Source organism: Salinispira pacifica (genome assembly GCF_000507245.1).
Classification (GTDB): Bacteria; Spirochaetota; Spirochaetia; order DSM-27196; family Salinispiraceae; genus Salinispira; species Salinispira pacifica.
The window spans coordinates 3,295,283-3,313,372 of record NC_023035.1; the positions used below are offsets into that span (position 1 = coordinate 3,295,283).

The 18,090-nt window shown below is 53.7% G+C and carries 14 protein-coding genes; 6 read left to right on the forward strand and 8 right to left on the reverse strand.

The genetic code is table 11. From position 1 onward, the window contains the following. Positions 1–78 precede the first annotated feature (78 nt). Positions 79–1,014: a CPBP family intramembrane glutamic endopeptidase gene (locus tag L21SP2_RS14440; RefSeq protein WP_024269316.1), complete on the reverse strand. Its 936-nt coding sequence runs from the start codon at positions 1,012–1,014 to the stop codon at positions 79–81. 79 nt (positions 1,015–1,093) lie between these two features. On the opposite strand from L21SP2_RS14440, the gene L21SP2_RS14445 reads away from it, so the two are divergent. Genes L21SP2_RS14445 through L21SP2_RS14460 form a run of 4 tightly spaced genes read left to right on the forward strand, consistent with a single transcriptional unit; the run spans position 1,094 to position 3,730 of the window. Continuing rightward, positions 1,094–2,197, forward strand: a complete 1,104-nt coding sequence (locus L21SP2_RS14445; protein ID WP_024269317.1) for an NAD-dependent epimerase/dehydratase family protein — start codon at positions 1,094–1,096, stop codon at positions 2,195–2,197. Beyond that, entirely contained in the window at positions 2,194–2,397 is a 204-nt protein-coding gene (locus L21SP2_RS14450; protein ID WP_024269318.1) for a hypothetical protein, read from the forward strand. The genes L21SP2_RS14445 and L21SP2_RS14450 overlap by 4 nt, the downstream gene beginning before the upstream one ends. Next, on the forward strand, positions 2,394–3,464 hold the full coding sequence (locus L21SP2_RS14455) for a coproporphyrinogen-III oxidase family protein (protein ID WP_024269319.1): 1,071 nt from the start codon (positions 2,394–2,396) through the stop codon (positions 3,462–3,464). The genes L21SP2_RS14450 and L21SP2_RS14455 overlap by 4 nt, the downstream gene beginning before the upstream one ends. Positions 3,465–3,481: 17 nt before the next feature. Next, positions 3,482–3,730, forward strand: a complete 249-nt coding sequence (locus L21SP2_RS14460) for a hypothetical protein (protein ID WP_144083017.1) — start codon at positions 3,482–3,484, stop codon at positions 3,728–3,730. 24 nt (positions 3,731–3,754) lie between these two features. On the opposite strand, the gene L21SP2_RS14465 is transcribed toward L21SP2_RS14460, so the two are convergent. Together L21SP2_RS14465 and L21SP2_RS14470 are read right to left on the reverse strand one after the other, a co-directional pair. Continuing rightward, positions 3,755–4,078, reverse strand: coding sequence for a hypothetical protein (locus L21SP2_RS14465; protein ID WP_024269321.1), 324 nt, complete (start codon positions 4,076–4,078; stop codon positions 3,755–3,757). 473 nt (positions 4,079–4,551) lie between these two features. Next, positions 4,552–6,462: an ABC-F family ATP-binding cassette domain-containing protein gene (locus L21SP2_RS14470; protein ID WP_024269324.1), complete on the reverse strand. Its 1,911-nt coding sequence runs from the start codon at positions 6,460–6,462 to the stop codon at positions 4,552–4,554. A gap of 694 nt (positions 6,463–7,156) precedes the next feature. On the opposite strand from L21SP2_RS14470, the gene L21SP2_RS14480 reads away from it, so the two are divergent. Continuing rightward, positions 7,157–7,654 (forward strand): flavodoxin domain-containing protein, encoded by a 498-nt coding sequence (locus L21SP2_RS14480; protein ID WP_169730492.1) that lies wholly within the window; start codon positions 7,157–7,159, stop codon positions 7,652–7,654. A gap of 95 nt (positions 7,655–7,749) precedes the next feature. Here the strand turns inward: L21SP2_RS14480 and L21SP2_RS14485 are convergent, their stop codons facing one another. The 4 genes from L21SP2_RS14485 to L21SP2_RS14500 all read right to left on the reverse strand — a co-directional run bounded on the left by L21SP2_RS14485 (position 7,750) and on the right by L21SP2_RS14500 (position 12,414). Further along, a complete protein-coding gene (locus L21SP2_RS14485; protein WP_024269326.1) occupies positions 7,750–8,868 on the reverse strand; it encodes a carbohydrate ABC transporter permease in 1,119 nt (372 codons plus the stop codon). Further along, complete coding sequence (locus L21SP2_RS14490; protein ID WP_041401651.1) at positions 8,869–9,783, reverse strand: carbohydrate ABC transporter permease; 915 nt, start codon at positions 9,781–9,783, stop codon at positions 8,869–8,871. Positions 9,784–9,857: 74 nt separating this feature from the next. Continuing rightward, a complete protein-coding gene (locus L21SP2_RS14495) occupies positions 9,858–11,141 on the reverse strand; it encodes an ABC transporter substrate-binding protein (RefSeq protein ID WP_024269328.1) in 1,284 nt (427 codons plus the stop codon). 91 nt (positions 11,142–11,232) lie between these two features. Beyond that, positions 11,233–12,414, reverse strand: coding sequence for an ROK family transcriptional regulator (locus tag L21SP2_RS14500; RefSeq protein ID WP_024269329.1), 1,182 nt, complete (start codon positions 12,412–12,414; stop codon positions 11,233–11,235). A 215-nt stretch (positions 12,415–12,629) separates the two neighbouring features. Here L21SP2_RS14500 and L21SP2_RS14505 point away from each other — a divergent pair, with 215 nt between their 5' ends. Next, the gene (locus tag L21SP2_RS14505) at positions 12,630–15,308 is read left to right on the forward strand and encodes a beta-mannosidase (RefSeq protein ID WP_024269330.1); all 2,679 of its coding nucleotides are present in this window, start codon (positions 12,630–12,632) and stop codon (positions 15,306–15,308) included. A 387-nt stretch (positions 15,309–15,695) separates the two neighbouring features. On the opposite strand, the gene L21SP2_RS14510 is transcribed toward L21SP2_RS14505, so the two are convergent. Beyond that, complete coding sequence (locus L21SP2_RS14510) at positions 15,696–18,083, reverse strand: glycoside hydrolase family 94 protein (protein WP_024269332.1); 2,388 nt, start codon at positions 18,081–18,083, stop codon at positions 15,696–15,698. Positions 18,084–18,090 lie beyond the last annotated feature (7 nt).

The following is an 18,090-nucleotide window of genomic DNA, read 5'->3' on the forward strand; positions in this document are numbered from 1 at the left end:
CGAAGTTGCCGTGTAATTATCCATGTTCATGGGTATGTGCCGGGTGATATTTCACCGGAGTCAGCCCGTTCATGCAGGTCACATGAATGCCTGCTTCAGCACAATCATCAGGTCAAGGCTGATACCGGCGGCCCAGTGAAGGAGAATCACCGGGAAAATGGAGCGGGTGCGTATGACCACCACCCCGGCGATGAAGCCGAAAATAATTGTGGCAAAGGTTTCCGAAACCGGATGGGGAAGGTGCACCAGCACGGTGGGCAGGGTCTGGAGCATTGCAAGAGCCAGGACCGCAGGATCCTTCAGCTGCTGAGCTGTGGATCGGTCCCGGGCATGATTCACCAGACGGATATCTCCCAGCCCCCGGTTTCTTGCCCCCTTGTTGGCACGGTCATTATCAACATCACGCTGCTCAAGGTAGTTCAGCAACGGAATCACCATCAGCCCCCGGAAAAGAATTTCCCATGGAAGATAGTAGAAGATCAGATAGGAAAGGCCGTGAATCAGAAAATAGAAAGGCGAGGCCTGAATGCTCAGCTGTACCACGGCATCGGACCAGGGATAAAACGCCGCCATCTCTTCATTAAACGCGGATGCGGCGGTGACCAATATAAACAGAGGAAAAAGCAGCCAGTAGGCTTTCCAGCGGAACATTCCCGGTGTCCAGGACAGCCCCGCATCTTTCAGATTGTAGCCCAATGCAAATGCAGCCAGCAGTGGGAGAGCCCCCATACAGAGGAACGACAGCAGAAAGCGGGAAGCGTAAAACGCAAGATCCAGACTCAACGGGACGGAGCGGGCGCCGGTAGCCCCGCCTTCTTCGGCGGCGGCTTGCAGACCTGCGGCGGCTTGCAGACCTGCATCCATTTCAGCCCCGAACCCGGAGAACAGTTCCGGACTTACCAGGGGCGCTTCCGCCAGGGGTGGATTCAGGTACATGTATGCAATAAGACAGACACTGAAAACGACAATCATCAGGGGAGCACGGTAGCTTCGGATAGCGGAAAGGACCTTCATGGCGAATATCCTACTCTTGTCCGCCTTTCTTTGTCTATCCACTTCACAGAAACAGGGAACCTGGCCTATGCTGTAGATTATGAAGATTCTCGTTTCAGGCATTTCCGGTTTTATCGGGTCCCATCTTGCAGCCGCCCTTTCCGTTCTCGGACATGAGGTTACCGGTACCTACCGGAGCAATCCTCCCCGGGATATCCGACGATACGCAGAGGGCTTTCCCCCGGTGAACGGCCGCTCTGCGGTCACCGCCGGAAGCGTTACCGGGGTGCGGGCCGACCTGAGTGAATATCAGACTGTTGAGGATCTCATTCGGGGAAAGGATGCGGTCATTCACGTGGCCGGCCTGGTGGGCGACTGGGGGACCAAGGAACGGTTTCACCGGGCAAATATTCTGCCGGTGGAACATATAATCCGGGGAATCAGGACCATACGGAAGCAGGACAGCTCACAGGCTCCCGGGTATTTTATCCATACTTCCAGCATCTCCGTTCACGGCTTCGGAGATCTGGTGAATGCAGGCGAAGAAGGGCCGTATTTCAAACTTATCACCCACTACCAGCGGAGCAAGCTGGAAAGCGAAGAAATTGTTCAGGAATTCTCCCGGACCGAACCCACGGTATGCGGAATTATCCGGCCGGGAAACGTGTACGGTCCCGAGGATACCACCACCATGTACCCCATGCTGGACGCCATCCGGGATGGAAAAATGGGGTTTGTGGATGGAGGAAAGCGGCTCACCTGCCCGGTTTTTATCGACGATATGGTATCCGCCTACATCAGCCTTCTGGACAAAATGGAGGAGGATCCTGAACCTGTAAACGGCGAAGTATTCAATATTACCGGCGGCGAACAGATAAGCTGGAAGGAACAGATCGGCCTCTGTGCAGAAAAATCCGGTCTTCCACGGCCGCGGCTGAACGCTCCGGGATGGCTTGTGCTGCCGGTTTCCGGCATCCTGGCGGGACTCTATGCTCTGGCGGGATCCAAGAATCCCCCGGATCTGACCCCTTACCGCATCCAGCAGGTGAGGAATAACTACCACTTTTCCATGGAAAAGGCCCGGCATCTGCTGGGCTGGGAGCCCCGGACACCCTTCGCCCAGGGAATCGTTCCCACTGTCCGGGCCTGGAAGGAAGAAAACGGAGACGGTTCGGAACGGGAAGGCCGGGGGCTGGGATCATGATCCGGAACAAACCTTTCGGGCTGTTCGCCGTGCTGGCCGTGCTTGCCCTGCTGGTGATCTGGATTCCGGTAATTCAGCAGCTCATGCCAGGTAGCAGCTCGGCGTTCAGCATGGAAACATGGCTCCTGCTGAGTATTCTGGCAAGCGTGGGCATCCTTCTGCTCTTCTTCATCCTCTACATTCTCAGCAGAAAAAAATGATGCCTCCCGCCCTCTACATTCATATTCCTTTCTGCAGCAGCCGCTGCCACTACTGCAATTTTTACTTTGAAACAGGATGGAACGAACGGATTCTCCGCAACACCCTGGACCGGAGCCTTGAGGAATTTCAGCAGTACTACCGGGAGCTTGGATATCCGGGAATATCCACCGTATATCTGGGAGGGGGAACGCCCAGCGTCATTCCTCCGGAAATGATGGGCGATTATCTGAGCCGCCTCTTCCGTCTCATACGCCGGGACAACAGTTTTCCCAGGGTGATGGAGCTTGATGTGGAAGCCAATCCCGAGTCGTTGAGCCGTGATTTTCTGGAGCGGATTGCCGCCGAAAGCAGGGAACACTGCAGCACTCTGCGCCTGAGTCTGGGGGTTCAGAGTTTTCAGCCCCGGATTCTCCGCTCACTGGGTCGTTTGAGCAGCACAGATGATATTCACACCGCACTGAAAACGGCCATTGAGTTCAAATCCGATGCGCCCCTTCCATTTGCACTGAACTGCGACCTGATCTACGGCGCAGGAGAGCAGTCTCTGGAAGATTTTCAGGAAGATCTGCAGGAACTTCTGTACTATGAACCCGACGGTATCAGCCTCTACGAGCTCACCGTGGAAGAGCGCACTCCCCTGGCTCAGGCAGTAGCCGCCGGGCGAAAGACCGTTGCGGATGCCCCCCGGTTGGACAGCCTCTGGGCGCTGGCTCAGGAAACCCTGGGCGAACATGGGTACCGCAACTACGAGATCAGCAACTTTTCCAGGCCCGGGAAGGAAAGCAAACATAATTTTGCCTACTGGCGGCTGCGGCCCTACATTGGTATCGGTCCCGGCGCCGTGAGCACTCTCCCGTTTGGTTCCCGCCCCGTCCGCATTGAAAATCCGGATCTGTTTGAATACCGCCGCCTCGATTTCGGACAGAATCTTCTGCATCCGGGTCCGGGCTGCCCCGGCCCTGCCCCGGGGAATCCGCACGGGATGTGCCCGGGGAAACCGCCGAAGATGCTGATGCTGATGGGCAGATGCCCCGGCATATTTCCGGCCGATCAGTGCAGGAATTGACGGGAAATGAGCTGTTTTTGGAGATGTTCATTACCGGATTGCGGACCCTTGCCGGTGTGGGCATGACAGATATCCAGCGTATTTTCGGCAACAACGGAGCCGCCCTTGCAACTGAAATTGCCGCCGGCTGGAAGGACCATCTGCGGCCTCATCCCCGGAGGATGATCCTGAAGAGCGGGTCACGATTCACCATGGACGTACTGCTCAAGCAGCTGCCGGAGCTTCTGGAGGATCATCCCCGGCTCCGGATTCTTCAGTGGCCCTGACCCGGAAGCTGACAGTTGTCTCCGTCACTCATCCAATAGATCATCCATGAATTCATCCTCGGGGCAAATACCCAGATCTCTGCAGATATCCGGCAGATACGGGTCTTCAAGCATGGGCATGTAGCGGATCAGCGTTCTGCTGGCTCGCACATCCCCCCTCCCGATTGCAGCTATATACCAACAGCAAATCAGTTTTCCCAGATGTCCGAGATTTTCCCGAAGATACCGGATCTTTCCCTTTTCCTCCGCCGGCAAATGAATTTCCCCATTCCGGATTGCCCAGTGGAGCTCTTCACTGATATCTTCCCTTCTGCGTGTCCGGGAGTCAATGAGTTCAATATGTTTCATACCTGCCTCCAGAGTCAGTTGAGGCTGATACGATCGGGGATTCGCACCAGAAGCAGCAGGATGTGCCGTGCCAGCAGACGATCCCCCGTCCGGAGACTGTCCAGATAGAGTTTAAGAATCACTTGGTGGCACATACATTCGCCGGGGGCGGATCCGCCATACACAGCTCTTACTGCATTTCCGGCATATCTTCCAGAATTAACTGAATACGTCCGTTGCGTTTCCATAATACCCCCCTGAATGTATTTTTATACTCTATACTTTGATAATTAACCGCTCCTTTCCAGCCCTCCGATTGCTCCATTTTATAATTTCCCGGTGTTTTTTTTCGGTATGATGAGCAGATTGCACCGGAACCACTAAACAAAGGTCTAAATTTTCCGTACCATCGCCGAAGTCAATTATGCTTTCATACACCGTGCAGCACGGTGCTGCACTGCGATGTGCATACTGTATGTTGGGATACGCTGCTGCTACAGCGAAACATACTTTTCATACAACTGGTTGATCTGTTTCTCCACCTTTTCCAGTTTCTCTCCCAGGGACCGCGCCCTTGAATGGTCTCCCCGCTCCAGGGCCTGTTCCATGAGCCGTTCAATTCCTTTTTTCCGGGTCTCTTCCTCCTCCAGCCGCATCTCCAGACGCAAACCTTCCCTGGTATTCCGGTCATCCGAAACCTTGTCCGAAGCGCTGCCGTTCCGCTCCCGGTGACGCTGCTTCAGGTTTCCCGAGGACTTGAAACGGCCATTACCTCCATGGGTATTTCCCCTGTGATGGAAGTACTCTGTAAAGCTTCCTTCGAACAGTTCAATACCTCCGGATGATATTTCTGCAATGCCGTACACCAGTTTATCCAGAAAATAGCGGTCGTGACTCACCACCAGAAGCGTACCCCGGAAATCGCTGAGCGCATCTTCAAGGGCTTCCCTGGCGGGAATATCCAGGTGATTGGTGGGCTCATCCATGATAATAATATCCGGCTTTTCATACATGATTCGGGCAATCTGAAGCCGGTTCTTTTCCCCGCCGGACAACGAGCTGAGATTCTTTTCAAAATCGGAAAATGAAAAACCCATGGGCAGAATCAGATTAACAGCCTGGTTTTTGCTCACCGCCCCCCAACTCTGCACCTCATCCCCCAGGGTACGGGCCCCTGAACTGAACCGCGGCTCCTGCATGACATACCCCGGCTTCAGGCTGTTTACCATCCGCAGGTGGGGGTGATCCCAGTGGCCGAATTCCACCAGATCATTCAGGAGCGTGGTTTTACCGCTGCCGTTTTCACCGATCAGGGCAATTCGGCTTCCCCGGGGGATTTCAAGATTCACACGGTTGAACAGCTGCACCGAGGGAAAGGCCCGGCTGTAATCCACGATTCGGATGGCCGCATCCCCCTTCTCTTCCCCTGAGGCGAACTGCATGCTGATCTCCCTGCTGGCAAGAGATTCCGAGGTTCGTGCCCGGGACTGTTCCTGCTTTAACCGGCTTTTGGCGGCTCTGAGCCGTTTTCCCCAGGAGGGGTCGGGGCGGGATGCCGCAATTCTGGCAAATCGCTCCACCATTTCTGTGATTTGCTGAACTTTCTTTGCATCTGCCTGTGCCGCGGCTTCATCTGATGCTGCTTTTCGAAGACGTTGAATTCTATACGCCGAGTAGTTTCCCCGGAACTGCTTCACTTCACCGTTTCTCAGTTCAAGAATGGTACCGGCACAGCGGTCCAGAAGGTAGCGGTTATGACTCACCATCAGCACCCCTCCCCGGAAGCTGCGGATAAACTCTTCCAGCCACGCAAGGGCCCGGTAATCCAGATGGTTGCCCGGTTCATCCAGAATGAGAAGATTGGGAACGGTCATCAGCTGACTGATCAGACTGAGAATGCTCTGCTCGCCCCCGGAAAGCTTACCCGCTGGAATATCCGCACGATCCGCAAGATCTGCCTGGCTCAGGAGCTCCAGAGCACGGGCAGGGGCATTATCTCCGTCCACCGACTCGAAGCTTTCTCTGGCCCGTGCGTATTCCGCCAGCCTCCGGTTAAGCAGCCCTTCATCCGGCGATTCGCTGTGTTCCGAGAGGGCGTCCTCGGCGTTTCTCAGGGCGGTTTCATAGGGATGCAGCTTCGCCATCATCACCTGGAGAACAGAGAGGGCGGGATCAAAAACCGGCGTTTGGGGAACAACTGCCATGCGGGTCTGATCTGCCACGGAAAGTACTCCGTCGTCCGCATACTCCATTCCCGTTATAATCCGCAGGATGGTGGTTTTCCCCGAGCCGTTGGGGCCGATAAGCCCGTAGCGTTCGTTTCCATTAATCGCGAAACTGACGGATTTCAGTACCTGCCCGCCGGCATAGTTTTTTGAGATATTATGTAATTCCAGAAATTTCATTTCGGCAACTCCTCGTGTGTTGTGCCCCGGATTTGTCCGGGAATCCTGTCCGCCTGAAGGCGGTTCGGGATGTATTGCAACGAGGACTCCGAATGTTCTTCCCGAGGGATGACCCGGGTCCGGCGCATTACTGCGCCCTGTGGTTTGAACCGGTGCTCAGAAAGCCTATGGCGGAGTCCCCCTGAGCTGCCATCCGGTACTGCGTATGAGTTGTTGGGTATGCATAAGGGGCTCCTTGTTTTATGTTTCCCGGATCATCGGCGAATCACTTGGACTGGACGAGGGCTTTGCGCGACGACGACCCCATGAGCAGGCTGGCGGCGGCCGTTCCCATTGACTTCAAAGCGTTCACTTACCAACAATCCGGTGGACAGCGTAGCCCGAAAACCGGGATAAATCCATCCGTATTTCCGGCATTTTCGCTGATTTTTCTCCCATTGGGACTGAATAGCCTGCATCAGGTGTTGTACTGTTTAAATGGAACTGTCTTCCGGGAGAAACGGGTATGTGTGCCGCCGCCGGCCTCGCTGGGAGCTCCGCTGTGGTTCTCTATACGGGGGGTCGCCTCTGTCGTTCTCTATACGGGGTTCTCTATATTGGGTCCTCTCTCCGGCAGCCTGTCAGGAGAACTGTCATGAGAACTGTCCGGGCCGGAAGAAGTTTCCGAAAACCAGAAGCCTCTCAGGAGCAAGAAATGAAAACCATTGAAATCGTGTATGCAAGCAAAACCGGTACCAGCAAAGATGTTGCCAGGCGCATCGCTGAGAATCTGAACTCAGCCCTGAAACCGGCTGAAATTCAGGCAGAGTCCGTGGAATTAAGCGGCCGCAACGGCGACAGCACCCCCTGGGCTGTAATTGCCGGGGGTCCGATTAACGGTATGCGGTTGCGCCAGGATATCGGGAATTTTATTGACGGCGAACAATTGTTCGCGGTGTTCTCTGTGTCGTACCTGGTGAAACATGCAAGAAAAATGTGGCAGAAGTCCATCACCAGAAACGTTGCGGAACACGCTTCCAGAGCGGGTGCGGAAACCTACCGGGTATTCGGCGGCAGAGCTGAAAGCGCCATGCCCGGCTTCGCCCGATTTCTTTTCGGCCTTCCCGCAGATATGCCCATGGAAACCCTGGATATGAGCGAAGTTGACGAATGGAGCGGCGAGCTGGCTGAAAAACTGCGAAGCCGCATCTGAAGCTGCAAATCCTCATCTGAAATAAAAAAACCGGACCGGCATACCGGGCGAATTACCCGGGGTGCCGGTCCGGCGGGGGTAGTGGGGGTGAAGGATTATCCCTTCACTGCTCCTGCCACAACTCCTTTGGTCAGCTGCTTGTTAAAGAGGAGATACACAATTACAACCGGAGCCGTAGCAATCACCAATGCCGCCAACTGCCAGCCGAGCTGACTGCTGGTGAGGCTGGAGAACGAATAGACACCAACCGGAAGTGATTTTGTAGCTTCCGAGCTGGCCAATACGAGTACGAGGAGAAACTCGTTCCAAATAGCCAATCCCGAGATTACCGCCACGGTAATCACAACCGGGATGGTCATGGGCAGAATAATTGATATGAAGGTGCGGAAATAGCTTGCACCATCCATTGTTGCCGATTCTATGAGACTGGTGGGCAGCCCCCGCATAAACTGGCTTCCCAGAAGCACCGTCAGCGGCAGTCCAAAGGCAGTGTACACAAGGATAATACCCACATGGGTGTCGGTGAGTCCGATTCTGGTGAGCATGAGAAAGAGGGGAATAATCACCGAATTTATGCTCAGCAGGTAACCCATCCCGATCAGGCCGGTGACCAGGGCGGAGAGTTTCTTGAATGGCAGCTTGCTCACTGCGAAACTGGTCATCATGCCGAACAATATCATGAGAAACGTGGACATGCCCGAGTACAGAATACTGTTCAGGAACTTTCTTCCCATTCCGGCCCGTTCCCATGCCGACTGGTAGTTGAACCAGCGGGTTTTCCGTTTGATTTTCCGCTGCCAGTCCCTGGGAAGGTCTTCCACCACCAGGGTATCGCCCACCTCAAGCTGCCGTATTTCAGGAGGCATCTCTTCCTCCACCAGCCAGTACACCATCAGGCCCCGTCCGGGAGCGATGGTTGTGGACTCGATAACGATTCGTTCCCTGGTATCTTCTTTGGGATCGAAGTCCGGAATCATATTGAGATTGGGGCGGACCACACGGTACTCATCCTGATCATTATCAAACAGATCATGGGGAAATGCGAAGATGTCCCGGGTGAGTTCCTCGTTGGATTTCAGGGATGAATAGCTCATCCAGAACAGAGGAAGGACGGTCATCAGCACCCAGCTTACGAGAATGAGGTATGCAATGGTTTTTCCGGCGACTTCCAGAGCCGGATTGGAGTCTTCGCCTACTACAGTTACTGGATTCATTTAGTTATCCTCCGGCGGGCTGAAACGCTTGCTGACCCAGTTGGAGATAATGATCAGCACCACACTGATTATGACGATTGCATTGGATATTGCTGCTCCATAAGCAAACCTCACAGGGTTGGAATAGTCCTGAAATGCCGTCTGATACATGAAAATGGGCAGTACCATGGCATTGTTTCGCTGGAGCCCCTGGGTGGTCATTGAGAATATCAACTCAAACCCTTTCAACGACCCTGCTATCGCCAGAATGGTGGACACCAGAATGGTTCCTGAAAGGATGGGAACGATCACCTTCATAAAGACCTGAGGTTCACTTGCCCCGTCAATTTTTGCAGCCTCTATCATGTTTGTGTCGATTTTCTGTAAATTTGCCAGGAAGATCACCATGTAAAATCCGGTATAAATCCAGATCAGCGCAAAGGCTATGGGGATCATTACCGTGCTCCGTTCAAGCATCAGGGTGAACTGAGCATCCGGATCCTGTTGAATGAACTGTAATAATTGTGCAATTGGTCCGTTGGCGGCAAACATCCGTTTCCACAACAGACCGATAACAATGGTTGATAAAAACTGGGGAAGAAATACCATTGCCTGAAAAAATCCCGGCGCCTTCACCATTTTCCGGTAAAGAATGAACGCAAGGACAAACCCGATGGGGATTTGGCCGAAGGCGGAAACCGCCACTACTATCAGATTGTTTTTGAGTGCATGCCAGAAGAGGGGATCCTGCAGCATTACCGCATATTGCCTCAACCCGACAAAATTCCAGTCTCCGCCCTTATTCGGATTGAAATCCGTAAAGCTGAGCCAAACAGAGTAGATCATCGGATATGCCACAATAAAGAGGTACAGCAAAAGGCCTGGACCGACAAATCCAAAAAACACCCATAAAAGTTTCCGATCTCTGGTTCTCACTGAATACTCCTAGGTAAGGGAGGGGAGAAGGCCGTTGACCTTCTCCCCCGGCCGTTTCTTACATATACCCGGTGTTAGTTCCGAGCCAGTTCTTCGACTTCTGATGCAACTTCCGCAGGTGACTTGGTACCGTTCACAATTTCCTGCATTCCTGCATTCAGGGTGTCATTGGGTGCACCGGAAAGGTGAGCATCAATAACTTCTGTGTTCAGAGCAGTCTGTGCCAGTTCAACTTTCTGCACCAGTTCGTTGGGCAGATCGTCGGGTGCTTCATATCCCTTGAGGATGGGAGCTACGATGGCACCGTCACGGAGACGCTGGGTTGCTTCTTCTTCACGGTTCACATAATCAAGGAATCTAACCGCAGCGGCCTGAAGAGCAGGGTCTTCGGTTGCAGCCTTGGTGAGTCCGTAGCCGACCTGCCATGCGGCGGCAACAGAACCTGCGGTTGCAGGATCCTGGCCGGGCAGTTCGGGCCATGCCATCAGTTTCATGTTTTCCCGCACTTCTGTGTTTTCCACACTTCCTGCGGCCCACTGACCCTGTACCATGAAAAGAGCCTGTTCGTTGCTGAAGTTTGAGATGTTGGTGCCGTAGTCAACAAGAACTGAGCTTTCGGCAATTACACCGTCTTCAACCATCTGTTCGATCCAGCCCAGAGCCTGCACCATTGCGGGATCATCAAAATTGTTTTCCCCGGCAACGGCTTTGGATACCCAGTTGGTGTCCCCGGACGCCCGTCCGATGAACGCTGAAAGCACGCAGCTTCCCCATGCCCAACCGTCGGCACCGTCGATGGAAACAACTTCCAGACCAGCTTCATCAGCGGCAGAGACCATGGCAACCATGTCTTCATAGGTTTCAGGAAGTTCAAAACCAAGCTCGTTGATCAGAGGTTCGTTGGCAAAGAGTACTGTGGTGATGTTTGATGTTCCCAGAGGAACATAGTATACTTCGCCATTCGGGCCCATTTCAGGAATGAGGCTCATGTCATACATGTCGGTGTCCAGAAAGGGACGATGGTCAATCTGTTGACCTGCTTCCTGCCACGGAGCTCCCCAACGGGCATCGGCACCCATATATGCCACATGCGGAACATCACCGGCTGCCAGACGTGCGGTCACCTTCTGGTGATATGCTTCATCGTAGAGCAGCTCGCTGACTATTTCGATATCCGGGTTTTCCTCCATGAAGGTGGTAACCAGACGATTCCAGGCAATACCTTCGGCGTTTGAGTTATCTCCATAACCCATTACATTCAGAACCACTTTCTCTGAACTTGCTTCTCCCTGCCCTTCGGCGAATACCATTCCGCCCAGCAGAGCAAGCACTACAAATAATACGAGCGCTTTCTTCATTGAAAAGCCTCCTTTTGGATATATACCGACGCAACGCGCCATTTTCCCAATGAGGTCGACGACCTCAAGATTCACATAATTAATGCCGGGGTCAGGCCCCGGATTTCAGCAGACTGTCCAGTGCATCCGATTCAAGCCATGTGGATTCGGTGCCGAGATCCATGATCTCGGGATCCACAAAGAGCCGTTCCAGAACAAAACCCGCAGCCCCGTATGCAACCGATTTATCTCCCAGGGAAGAAAAGCGGATCTCGCAATCCACATGCTCATCGTATGACCAGTTGTTATCGATTTCCTGAATCAGAACCGGCATGAGCTGATCCTGGTAGCGCTCAATGTCTCCGCCCAGAAAAATCTGGCCCAGATTGAAGGTGTTTACAAAAAGAGCGATGTGCTTTGAAAGCTCCACAATGAATGCATGAAACCCCTCCGGATCGTCCTGAATTCTTCCGTGATTCTCCGCCAGTCGGGCCGATGCCTTGAACTGTCCCTTTTCTTCGGGTCCGCAGAAGATTGAGCGAAACTCACCGGCAGACTGGCGGGTACCGGCGTACACCTGTCCGTTGAATACGATTCCCATACCCACGGAAATATTGTCGTAGAACTGCTTCCGAGAGTTCCGGTGAAACTCGATGAGGGTGAACATGAAATTCCGAAGCTGTTTGGCACGATGAAAGGCGAGCTCCCCCCAGGCACAGCTGTTGGCGTCATTATCTATGAATACCGGAAAGGAAAACTCCGGCTCCAGCATCTCCACTATTGGAAGAGAACTTTCGATTCCCAGGGGAATTGACTCCAGGATAATTCCCCGGTTTGAATCGATAATACCGGATATCCCCAGACCGGCGCCTAAAAGCGGAAGGCCGATCCAGCTGAGTTCACGGGGAAGTGTCTGCAGCAGATTCCGAGCCTCATCCACCAGGTTTTCCCCGGAATGCACGGCATTTTCGGTTCGGGAAAAGAGAATATCGCCGGTCAGATCCACTGCAACAACCGTATAGGACTCGGGCCGGAGCTCAAGCCCCAGCACATAGCCGTAATGCCTGTTCAGCTCAAGATGCACGGGTTTGCGGCCGCCCTGGGGGCCGGAAATTCCCTCCGACACCTCTTTAATAACTCCCCGCTCGATCAGTTCGCCCACAATCTGGGAAATTGTTGATTTATTCAGATTCAAATTTCTGGCAAGTTCAACTCTGCTGATGGTATGGGATATCCACAATTCCCTGAGAATTCGGGAGGTATTGATGTTTCGATGTCTTCTGTTACCGGCCATACTTTTCCTCTGGTTAGTTGATTTATAAACCAACTAAAATGATATTCGCACGGGATAGTTGATACGTCAATAAAAAGCTGGTTTTTTCCTGTAGAAAATGTACAAATCATGGTATGTTGGTACATAGAGCAATTAACTAACATTTTCGCCTATGCCATACTGCATCACCCGCCCCTCCGGGGGCTCCGGATATCAATATCAGAAAAGGAACGTATATGAGCCGAAACCAAAAATCCATTCAAACCCCTTCATCATCCGAAACCATCATCAGTCTCAGCGGCACCTGGCAGGCTGAAATCCCCTCCAGGAATCTGACCCTTCCCATGGAGATACCCGGTGATCTGGCCGGCGCCCTGGTGGAGAATCAGATCCTGCCCCATCCGTACCCGGGGAAAAATGAGCTGGAATTTCAATGGCTGGGGCACAGCGACTGGAGCATGCGTACGGAATTTACCCTTCCCGAAGGGACATCCGGCCAACCCGCCCTTCTGGTGCTGGATCAGCTTGATACGTTTGCAGATATCTATATAAACGGAAAAGCGGCAGGGAGCTCCGCCAATATGTTCACTTCTGTGGAGATTGAGATTGGCCGCCTTGTGAATGCGGGCAGCAATGAGATTCGCATAGATTTCCGGGGACCGGAAAAAGAGGGGGCCCAGGAAGCCGAGAAGCTGCCCTACCCCATTCCGTCCTCCAAGCATTTCCCCTGGGCTTCAGACTATCGAAACCTTATAAGAAAGGTGCAATGCCACGGCGGGTGGGACTGGGGTCCTGCAATACTCACATCGGGAATCTACGGCAGTGCATATATCCGGACGGGAAACTCGCCGCGAATTTCCGCCCTTACCCCCGTGCCCCGGATGAAAGACGGAGCCCCGGCTAGGAACGGCGGCCCGGCTAGGAACGGCGGCCCGGCAAGGAAAGACGGCAACCTGGCAAGGATGGACGGCACCCCGGAAGAGTCCGGCTCCTGGATTGTTGATATCGAAATCCTTTGTCAGAGCCCGGATGAGCGGGTAACTGAGGCGGCCCTCACCCTCAAGAATCCTGACGGAAAAATACTGGAGAATATCAGCATCCCGCTCAATCTACAGAGGGGAGAAAACCGCATTATACACAGCATGGAAGTTGATGCTCCGCTGCTGTGGTGGCCGGCGGGGGAAGGCGGGCAGCCTCTGTACAGTGTAGAACTCAGTCTGGAACATGACGCCCCCATACGTGACACCCCCATACGGCGGAGGTTCGGCTTCCGTCATATTGAAGTTGTTCATGAAGATGATGAAATCGGGCGGAGTCTGAAATTCAGGGTGAACGGCCGTGAGATTTTTGCAAAGGGTGCAAACTGGATTCCCGTGTCCGCCCTTCCGTCCCTTCAGAGTGAAGAGCTCTACCGCAATCTTCTGGAGGACGCCCGTGAGGCCAACATGAATATGATCCGGGTCTGGGGCGGCGGTCAGTATGAAAAGGAACTCTTTTACGATCTCTGTGATGAACTGGGGCTCCTTGTGTGGCAGGACATGATGTTTGCCTGCGCCATGTACCCCGCAACCCCGGATTTTCTCAATACAGTGGAACCGGAAATCCGGTATCAGGTTCAGAGACTCAAGCACCGGGCCTGTGTGGCCATATGGTGCGGGAACAATGAGGATCTTGGTGCTCTCAGCTGGTACGAAGAGTCCCGCAAGGATCCCGCAAGATATCTGGTCGACTATGACAGACTGAATGAAGGGGTTGTAGGCAGGATTGTACGGAAACTTGATCCATCGAGAACCTGGTGGCCAAGCTCACCATCTGCGGGAATGGGGGACTATTCGGACAACTGGCACGACGACAGCAAAGGGGACATGCATTACTGGAGCGTGTGGCACGAAGGAAAACCCTTCGAGGCCTACTATGACGTAACCCCCCGCTTCTGCAGCGAGTTCGGCTTCCAGTCCTTTCCATCCCTTGAAACCGTAAAAACCTTTGCGGACCAGGATGAGTGGAACATCAGCTCTCCGGTGATGCGGCATCATCAGCGGAATGACCGGGGAAACAGCATTATTCTCTCAACCATGTCATCCTATTTCCGCATTCCTGAAAAATTTGATGACCAGCTCTATGTGAGCCAGGTGCAGCAGGCCATGGCAATACGGACAGCGGTGGAATATTGGAGAAGCCGTCGTCCCGTGAGCATGGGCGCACTGTACTGGCAGCTCAACGACAATTGGCCGGTGGCCTCCTGGGCAAGCATTGAGTACGGAGGCCGGTGGAAGGTTCTTCATTATGAGGCCAGGCGCTTTTTTGCTCGGCTCAGCCCGGTGCTGTACAGCAAAGACGGCGGCATATACTGCCACATAATTAACGACCTTCCTGAAACTGTCTCCGGAACAATGTTGATACGTCGGATATCTTTTTCCGGCGAAATTCTGGAGTCAATAGAAGCGGCCGCCGAAGTGAACGGCGGATCGGCCAAGCAGGTCTGGGAACACCCGGCATATGGGGAAGATGAGGCAGCCAACAGCTTTCTTCATGCCGCATGGACGGTTCAGGGCAAAAGCGACAAGCACTCTTCCGGCAGCATTGCAGATCTATCGGGCGGAATGGAAACCTCAATGTTTCTCGCCAGGCCCAGGGATTGCTATCTGGAGCCCGGGGAACTGAAGGTCAGCCCCGGCAGTTCTGCCCACAGCATTATAGTTGAGAGCGATGTACCGGCATTCTATGTGACAGCCGAACTCCCGGCGTCTGTCGGGCTGCCCGGCCACTTCAGCGACGGAGGCTTCACCCTGCTCCCCGGCGAACCCCGGGAACTGAAATACACCCATGCATGGTCGGCTCAGAAAGAATGCAGACCTGAAGTAAAGATTTCCCCGGATATGGTACGGATCCGCCATCTGAGGGAAACCTACTGAGAATATCGGCGCCGATGTACTGTGCTGAGTACTGCGGGGCGTGGGGCTCCGGCCGCGGACCTTGGGGCTGGGGCGTGGGCCGCGGGCATAGGGGATCAGACTGCAGGCCGCACATCGAATCATAGCCCGCGATTCTGAACAGAGGATTTAAAAAAAGCACCCCTCCGCTAGTTTGACCAGGTGGTCACATTACGGGTGGGGTGCTTTTTTTTTCGCCGGTCAGATCTGTATACAGCCGCCCTGATTTTGGTCCGGGCTCTTTCCGCTAGGCGGCATTCGGCCTGCCGTCCACCGGCTACAGTTTCAGTCAGCCTACCAGAGCCCGCACGTTTATGCGGTCGCCCGTGATCAGCTCCATGGGGAGCAGCTCGGAAGATATCCGTTCGGTCACTTCTCCCCCTTCCCCAAGCACTTCAAGCACCACCGGCGGAGGTGAGCCGTCACTGTCCCGCCCCCGGTTTGAATTACTTCAATTTCAACGTCGGTGCCCCGGAACCTGCGCCGCAGACTGAATCCCTTCCATTCCGCAGGAACAACCGGCTGAATTATCAACCCGTCGTAGTCGGGGCGTATACCCAGTATCCACTGGGTGATCGCATAATAATTCCAGGCCGCGGTACCGGTGAGCCAGGAGTTTTTTCCTTCCCCGGGTTTATACGCATCTTTTCCGGCGATCATCTGACAATAGACGTAGGGCTCAACCCGGTGCAGTTCGCTGATCTCTTCAAGATATGCCGGAGCGATTTTCCCGTAATACTCAAAGGCCCTGTCTCCCCGGCCGATCCTGGTTTCACCGATCATCACCCATGGATTGTTGTGACAGAATATGCCGGCATTTTCTTTATATCCCGCCGGGTAGGTTGATATTTCCCCGTACTCTATATAGTAGCGGGTGAAGGCGGGATTCAGTATCACCATTCCATACGGGGTGTCCAGACGCTCCTTGACCGCATCCAGTGCTTTCCGGGGATATCCCTGTTCTTTACCGATTTCGGCCATGGTGCAAAAGCCCTGTGACTCAATGAAAATCTTACCCTCTTCATTCTGATCACTTCCAACGGGTTTGCCGTAATGATCGTAGGCTCTCAGGTACCAGTCGCCGTCCCAGCCATGTTCAATAACCGATGCCTCCATGGCATCCACATGCACTCCGGCCTCATCGGCAAGCTCATGTTTCCCCAGATGGCGGGCCAGTCTGATATATTCCCGGCCGTACAGAACAAACAGTCCGGCGATCATTAAAGATTCAGCAGTGCCCCCGGCCTGGTTCTCGGTGGTCTGGAACGATTCGTTGGGATCGCTGGAGAAGCAGTTCAGGTTCAGACAGTCGTTCCAATCGGCCCGGCCGATAAGCGGCAGTCCGTGGGGGCCCAGATTATTCACGACATGGGTAAACGATGCGGAAAGATGATCAAAAAGCGGCAGAGCCTTGCTCTCATCGTTGTCAAAAGGCACCTGCTCATCCAGGATGCTGAAATCACCTGTTTCCTTGATATACGTCACAGTTGATAGAATAAGCCACACCGGATCATCATTGAAATTTCCCCCGATGGCGTCGTTTCCCCGTTTGGTAAGAGGCTGATACTGATGATATGCAGAACCGTCCGGCAGCTGGGTGGCGGCAATATCCAGAATCCGCTGCCTGGAGCGCTGTGGAGCCATGTGCACAAACCCGATCAGATCCTGGTTGGAATCCCGGAATCCCATCCCCCGGCCGATTCCCGTCTCAAAGCCCGAAGCCGAGCGGGACATGTTGAAGGTGACCATATTCTGATACTGGTTCCAGATATTCACCATCCTGTCCAGCTTTTCATCTCCCGAGTCCAGAACAAAGCGGGACAGCAGATCATCCCAGTAGCTCTTCAAATCATCAAAAGCCCGGTCCACGTCAGAAGCATTCCGGTAGCGACCGATGATCTCTTTCGCCGGTTTTTTATTGATAATCCCCTTGGACTCCCATTTCTCCTCTTCGGGAAGCTCAACATAGCCCAGGACAAACACCAACTCTCTGGTTTCCCCGGGCTTCAGTTCCAGCTCCAGGAAATGGCTTGCAATAGGAGACCAGCCGTGGGCCACACTGTTCCCCGGAGTTCCTTCCCGTACACGCCGGGGCTCTTGAAATCCGTTGTACAGCCCCAGGAAGCTCTCCCGGTCTGTATCAAAGCCCTGAATTTTCTCATTCACCGAGTAAAAGGCATAATGGTTACGACGCTCCTTGTACTCGGTTTTATGGTAGATGACCCCATCCTCAATTTCCACCTCCCCAGTGGAGAGGTTTCTCTGGAGGTTATTCATATCATCTTCCGCATTCCACAGACACCACTCGGCCAGGCTGAAAAGTTTTACCGATTTTTTGCTTTGACCCTCATTGGTCAGACTGAGTTTCTGAACCTCCGCTTTCTCACCCAGGGGAACCATATAGAGGATGCGGGCACGGAGATCGTTCTTCACACTGTTGAACCGGGTATAGCCCATGCCGTGACGGCATTCGTATTCATCAAGATCACTCTTCACCGGCTTCCAGCCGGGACTCCACAGAGCATCACCATCTGAGATATAAAAATATCGGCCCCCGTCATCAACAGGAACGTTATTGTAGCGGTATCGGGTAAGCCTCCGGAACTTTGCATCCCGGTAGAAGCTGTATCCACCTGCGGTATTGGATATCAGCGAGAAAAAATCCTCGTTTCCCAGATAATTGATCCAGGGGTACGGGGTCTGGGGATTGGTAATCACATATTCCCGCCGCGCATCGTCGAAGTGTCCGTATTTCATTATTCCT

What these genes read in the sequence shown, in the direction of transcription:
- L21SP2_RS14440 (WP_024269316.1), bottom strand. Translation starts at nt 1,014, where the DNA reads ATGAAGGTCCTTTCCGCTATCCGAAGCTACCGTGCTCCCCTGATGATT.
- L21SP2_RS14445 (WP_024269317.1), top strand. Translation starts at nt 1,094, where the DNA reads ATGAAGATTCTCGTTTCAGGCATTTCCGGTTTTATCGGGTCCCATCTT.
- L21SP2_RS14450 (WP_024269318.1), top strand. Translation starts at nt 2,194, where the DNA reads ATGATCCGGAACAAACCTTTCGGGCTGTTCGCCGTGCTGGCCGTGCTT.
- L21SP2_RS14455 (WP_024269319.1), top strand. Translation starts at nt 2,394, where the DNA reads ATGATGCCTCCCGCCCTCTACATTCATATTCCTTTCTGCAGCAGCCGC.
- L21SP2_RS14465 (WP_024269321.1), bottom strand. Translation starts at nt 4,078, where the DNA reads ATGAAACATATTGAACTCATTGACTCCCGGACACGCAGAAGGGAAGAT.
- L21SP2_RS14470 (WP_024269324.1), bottom strand. Translation starts at nt 6,462, where the DNA reads ATGAAATTTCTGGAATTACATAATATCTCAAAAAACTATGCCGGCGGG.
- L21SP2_RS14480 (WP_169730492.1), top strand. Translation starts at nt 7,157, where the DNA reads ATGAAAACCATTGAAATCGTGTATGCAAGCAAAACCGGTACCAGCAAA.
- L21SP2_RS14485 (WP_024269326.1), bottom strand. Translation starts at nt 8,868, where the DNA reads ATGAATCCAGTAACTGTAGTAGGCGAAGACTCCAATCCGGCTCTGGAA.
- L21SP2_RS14495 (WP_024269328.1), bottom strand. Translation starts at nt 11,141, where the DNA reads ATGAAGAAAGCGCTCGTATTATTTGTAGTGCTTGCTCTGCTGGGCGGA.
- L21SP2_RS14500 (WP_024269329.1), bottom strand. Translation starts at nt 12,414, where the DNA reads ATGGCCGGTAACAGAAGACATCGAAACATCAATACCTCCCGAATTCTC.
- L21SP2_RS14505 (WP_024269330.1), top strand. Translation starts at nt 12,630, where the DNA reads ATGAGCCGAAACCAAAAATCCATTCAAACCCCTTCATCATCCGAAACC.
- L21SP2_RS14510 (WP_024269332.1), bottom strand. Translation starts at nt 18,083, where the DNA reads ATGAAATACGGACACTTCGACGATGCGCGGCGGGAATATGTGATTACC.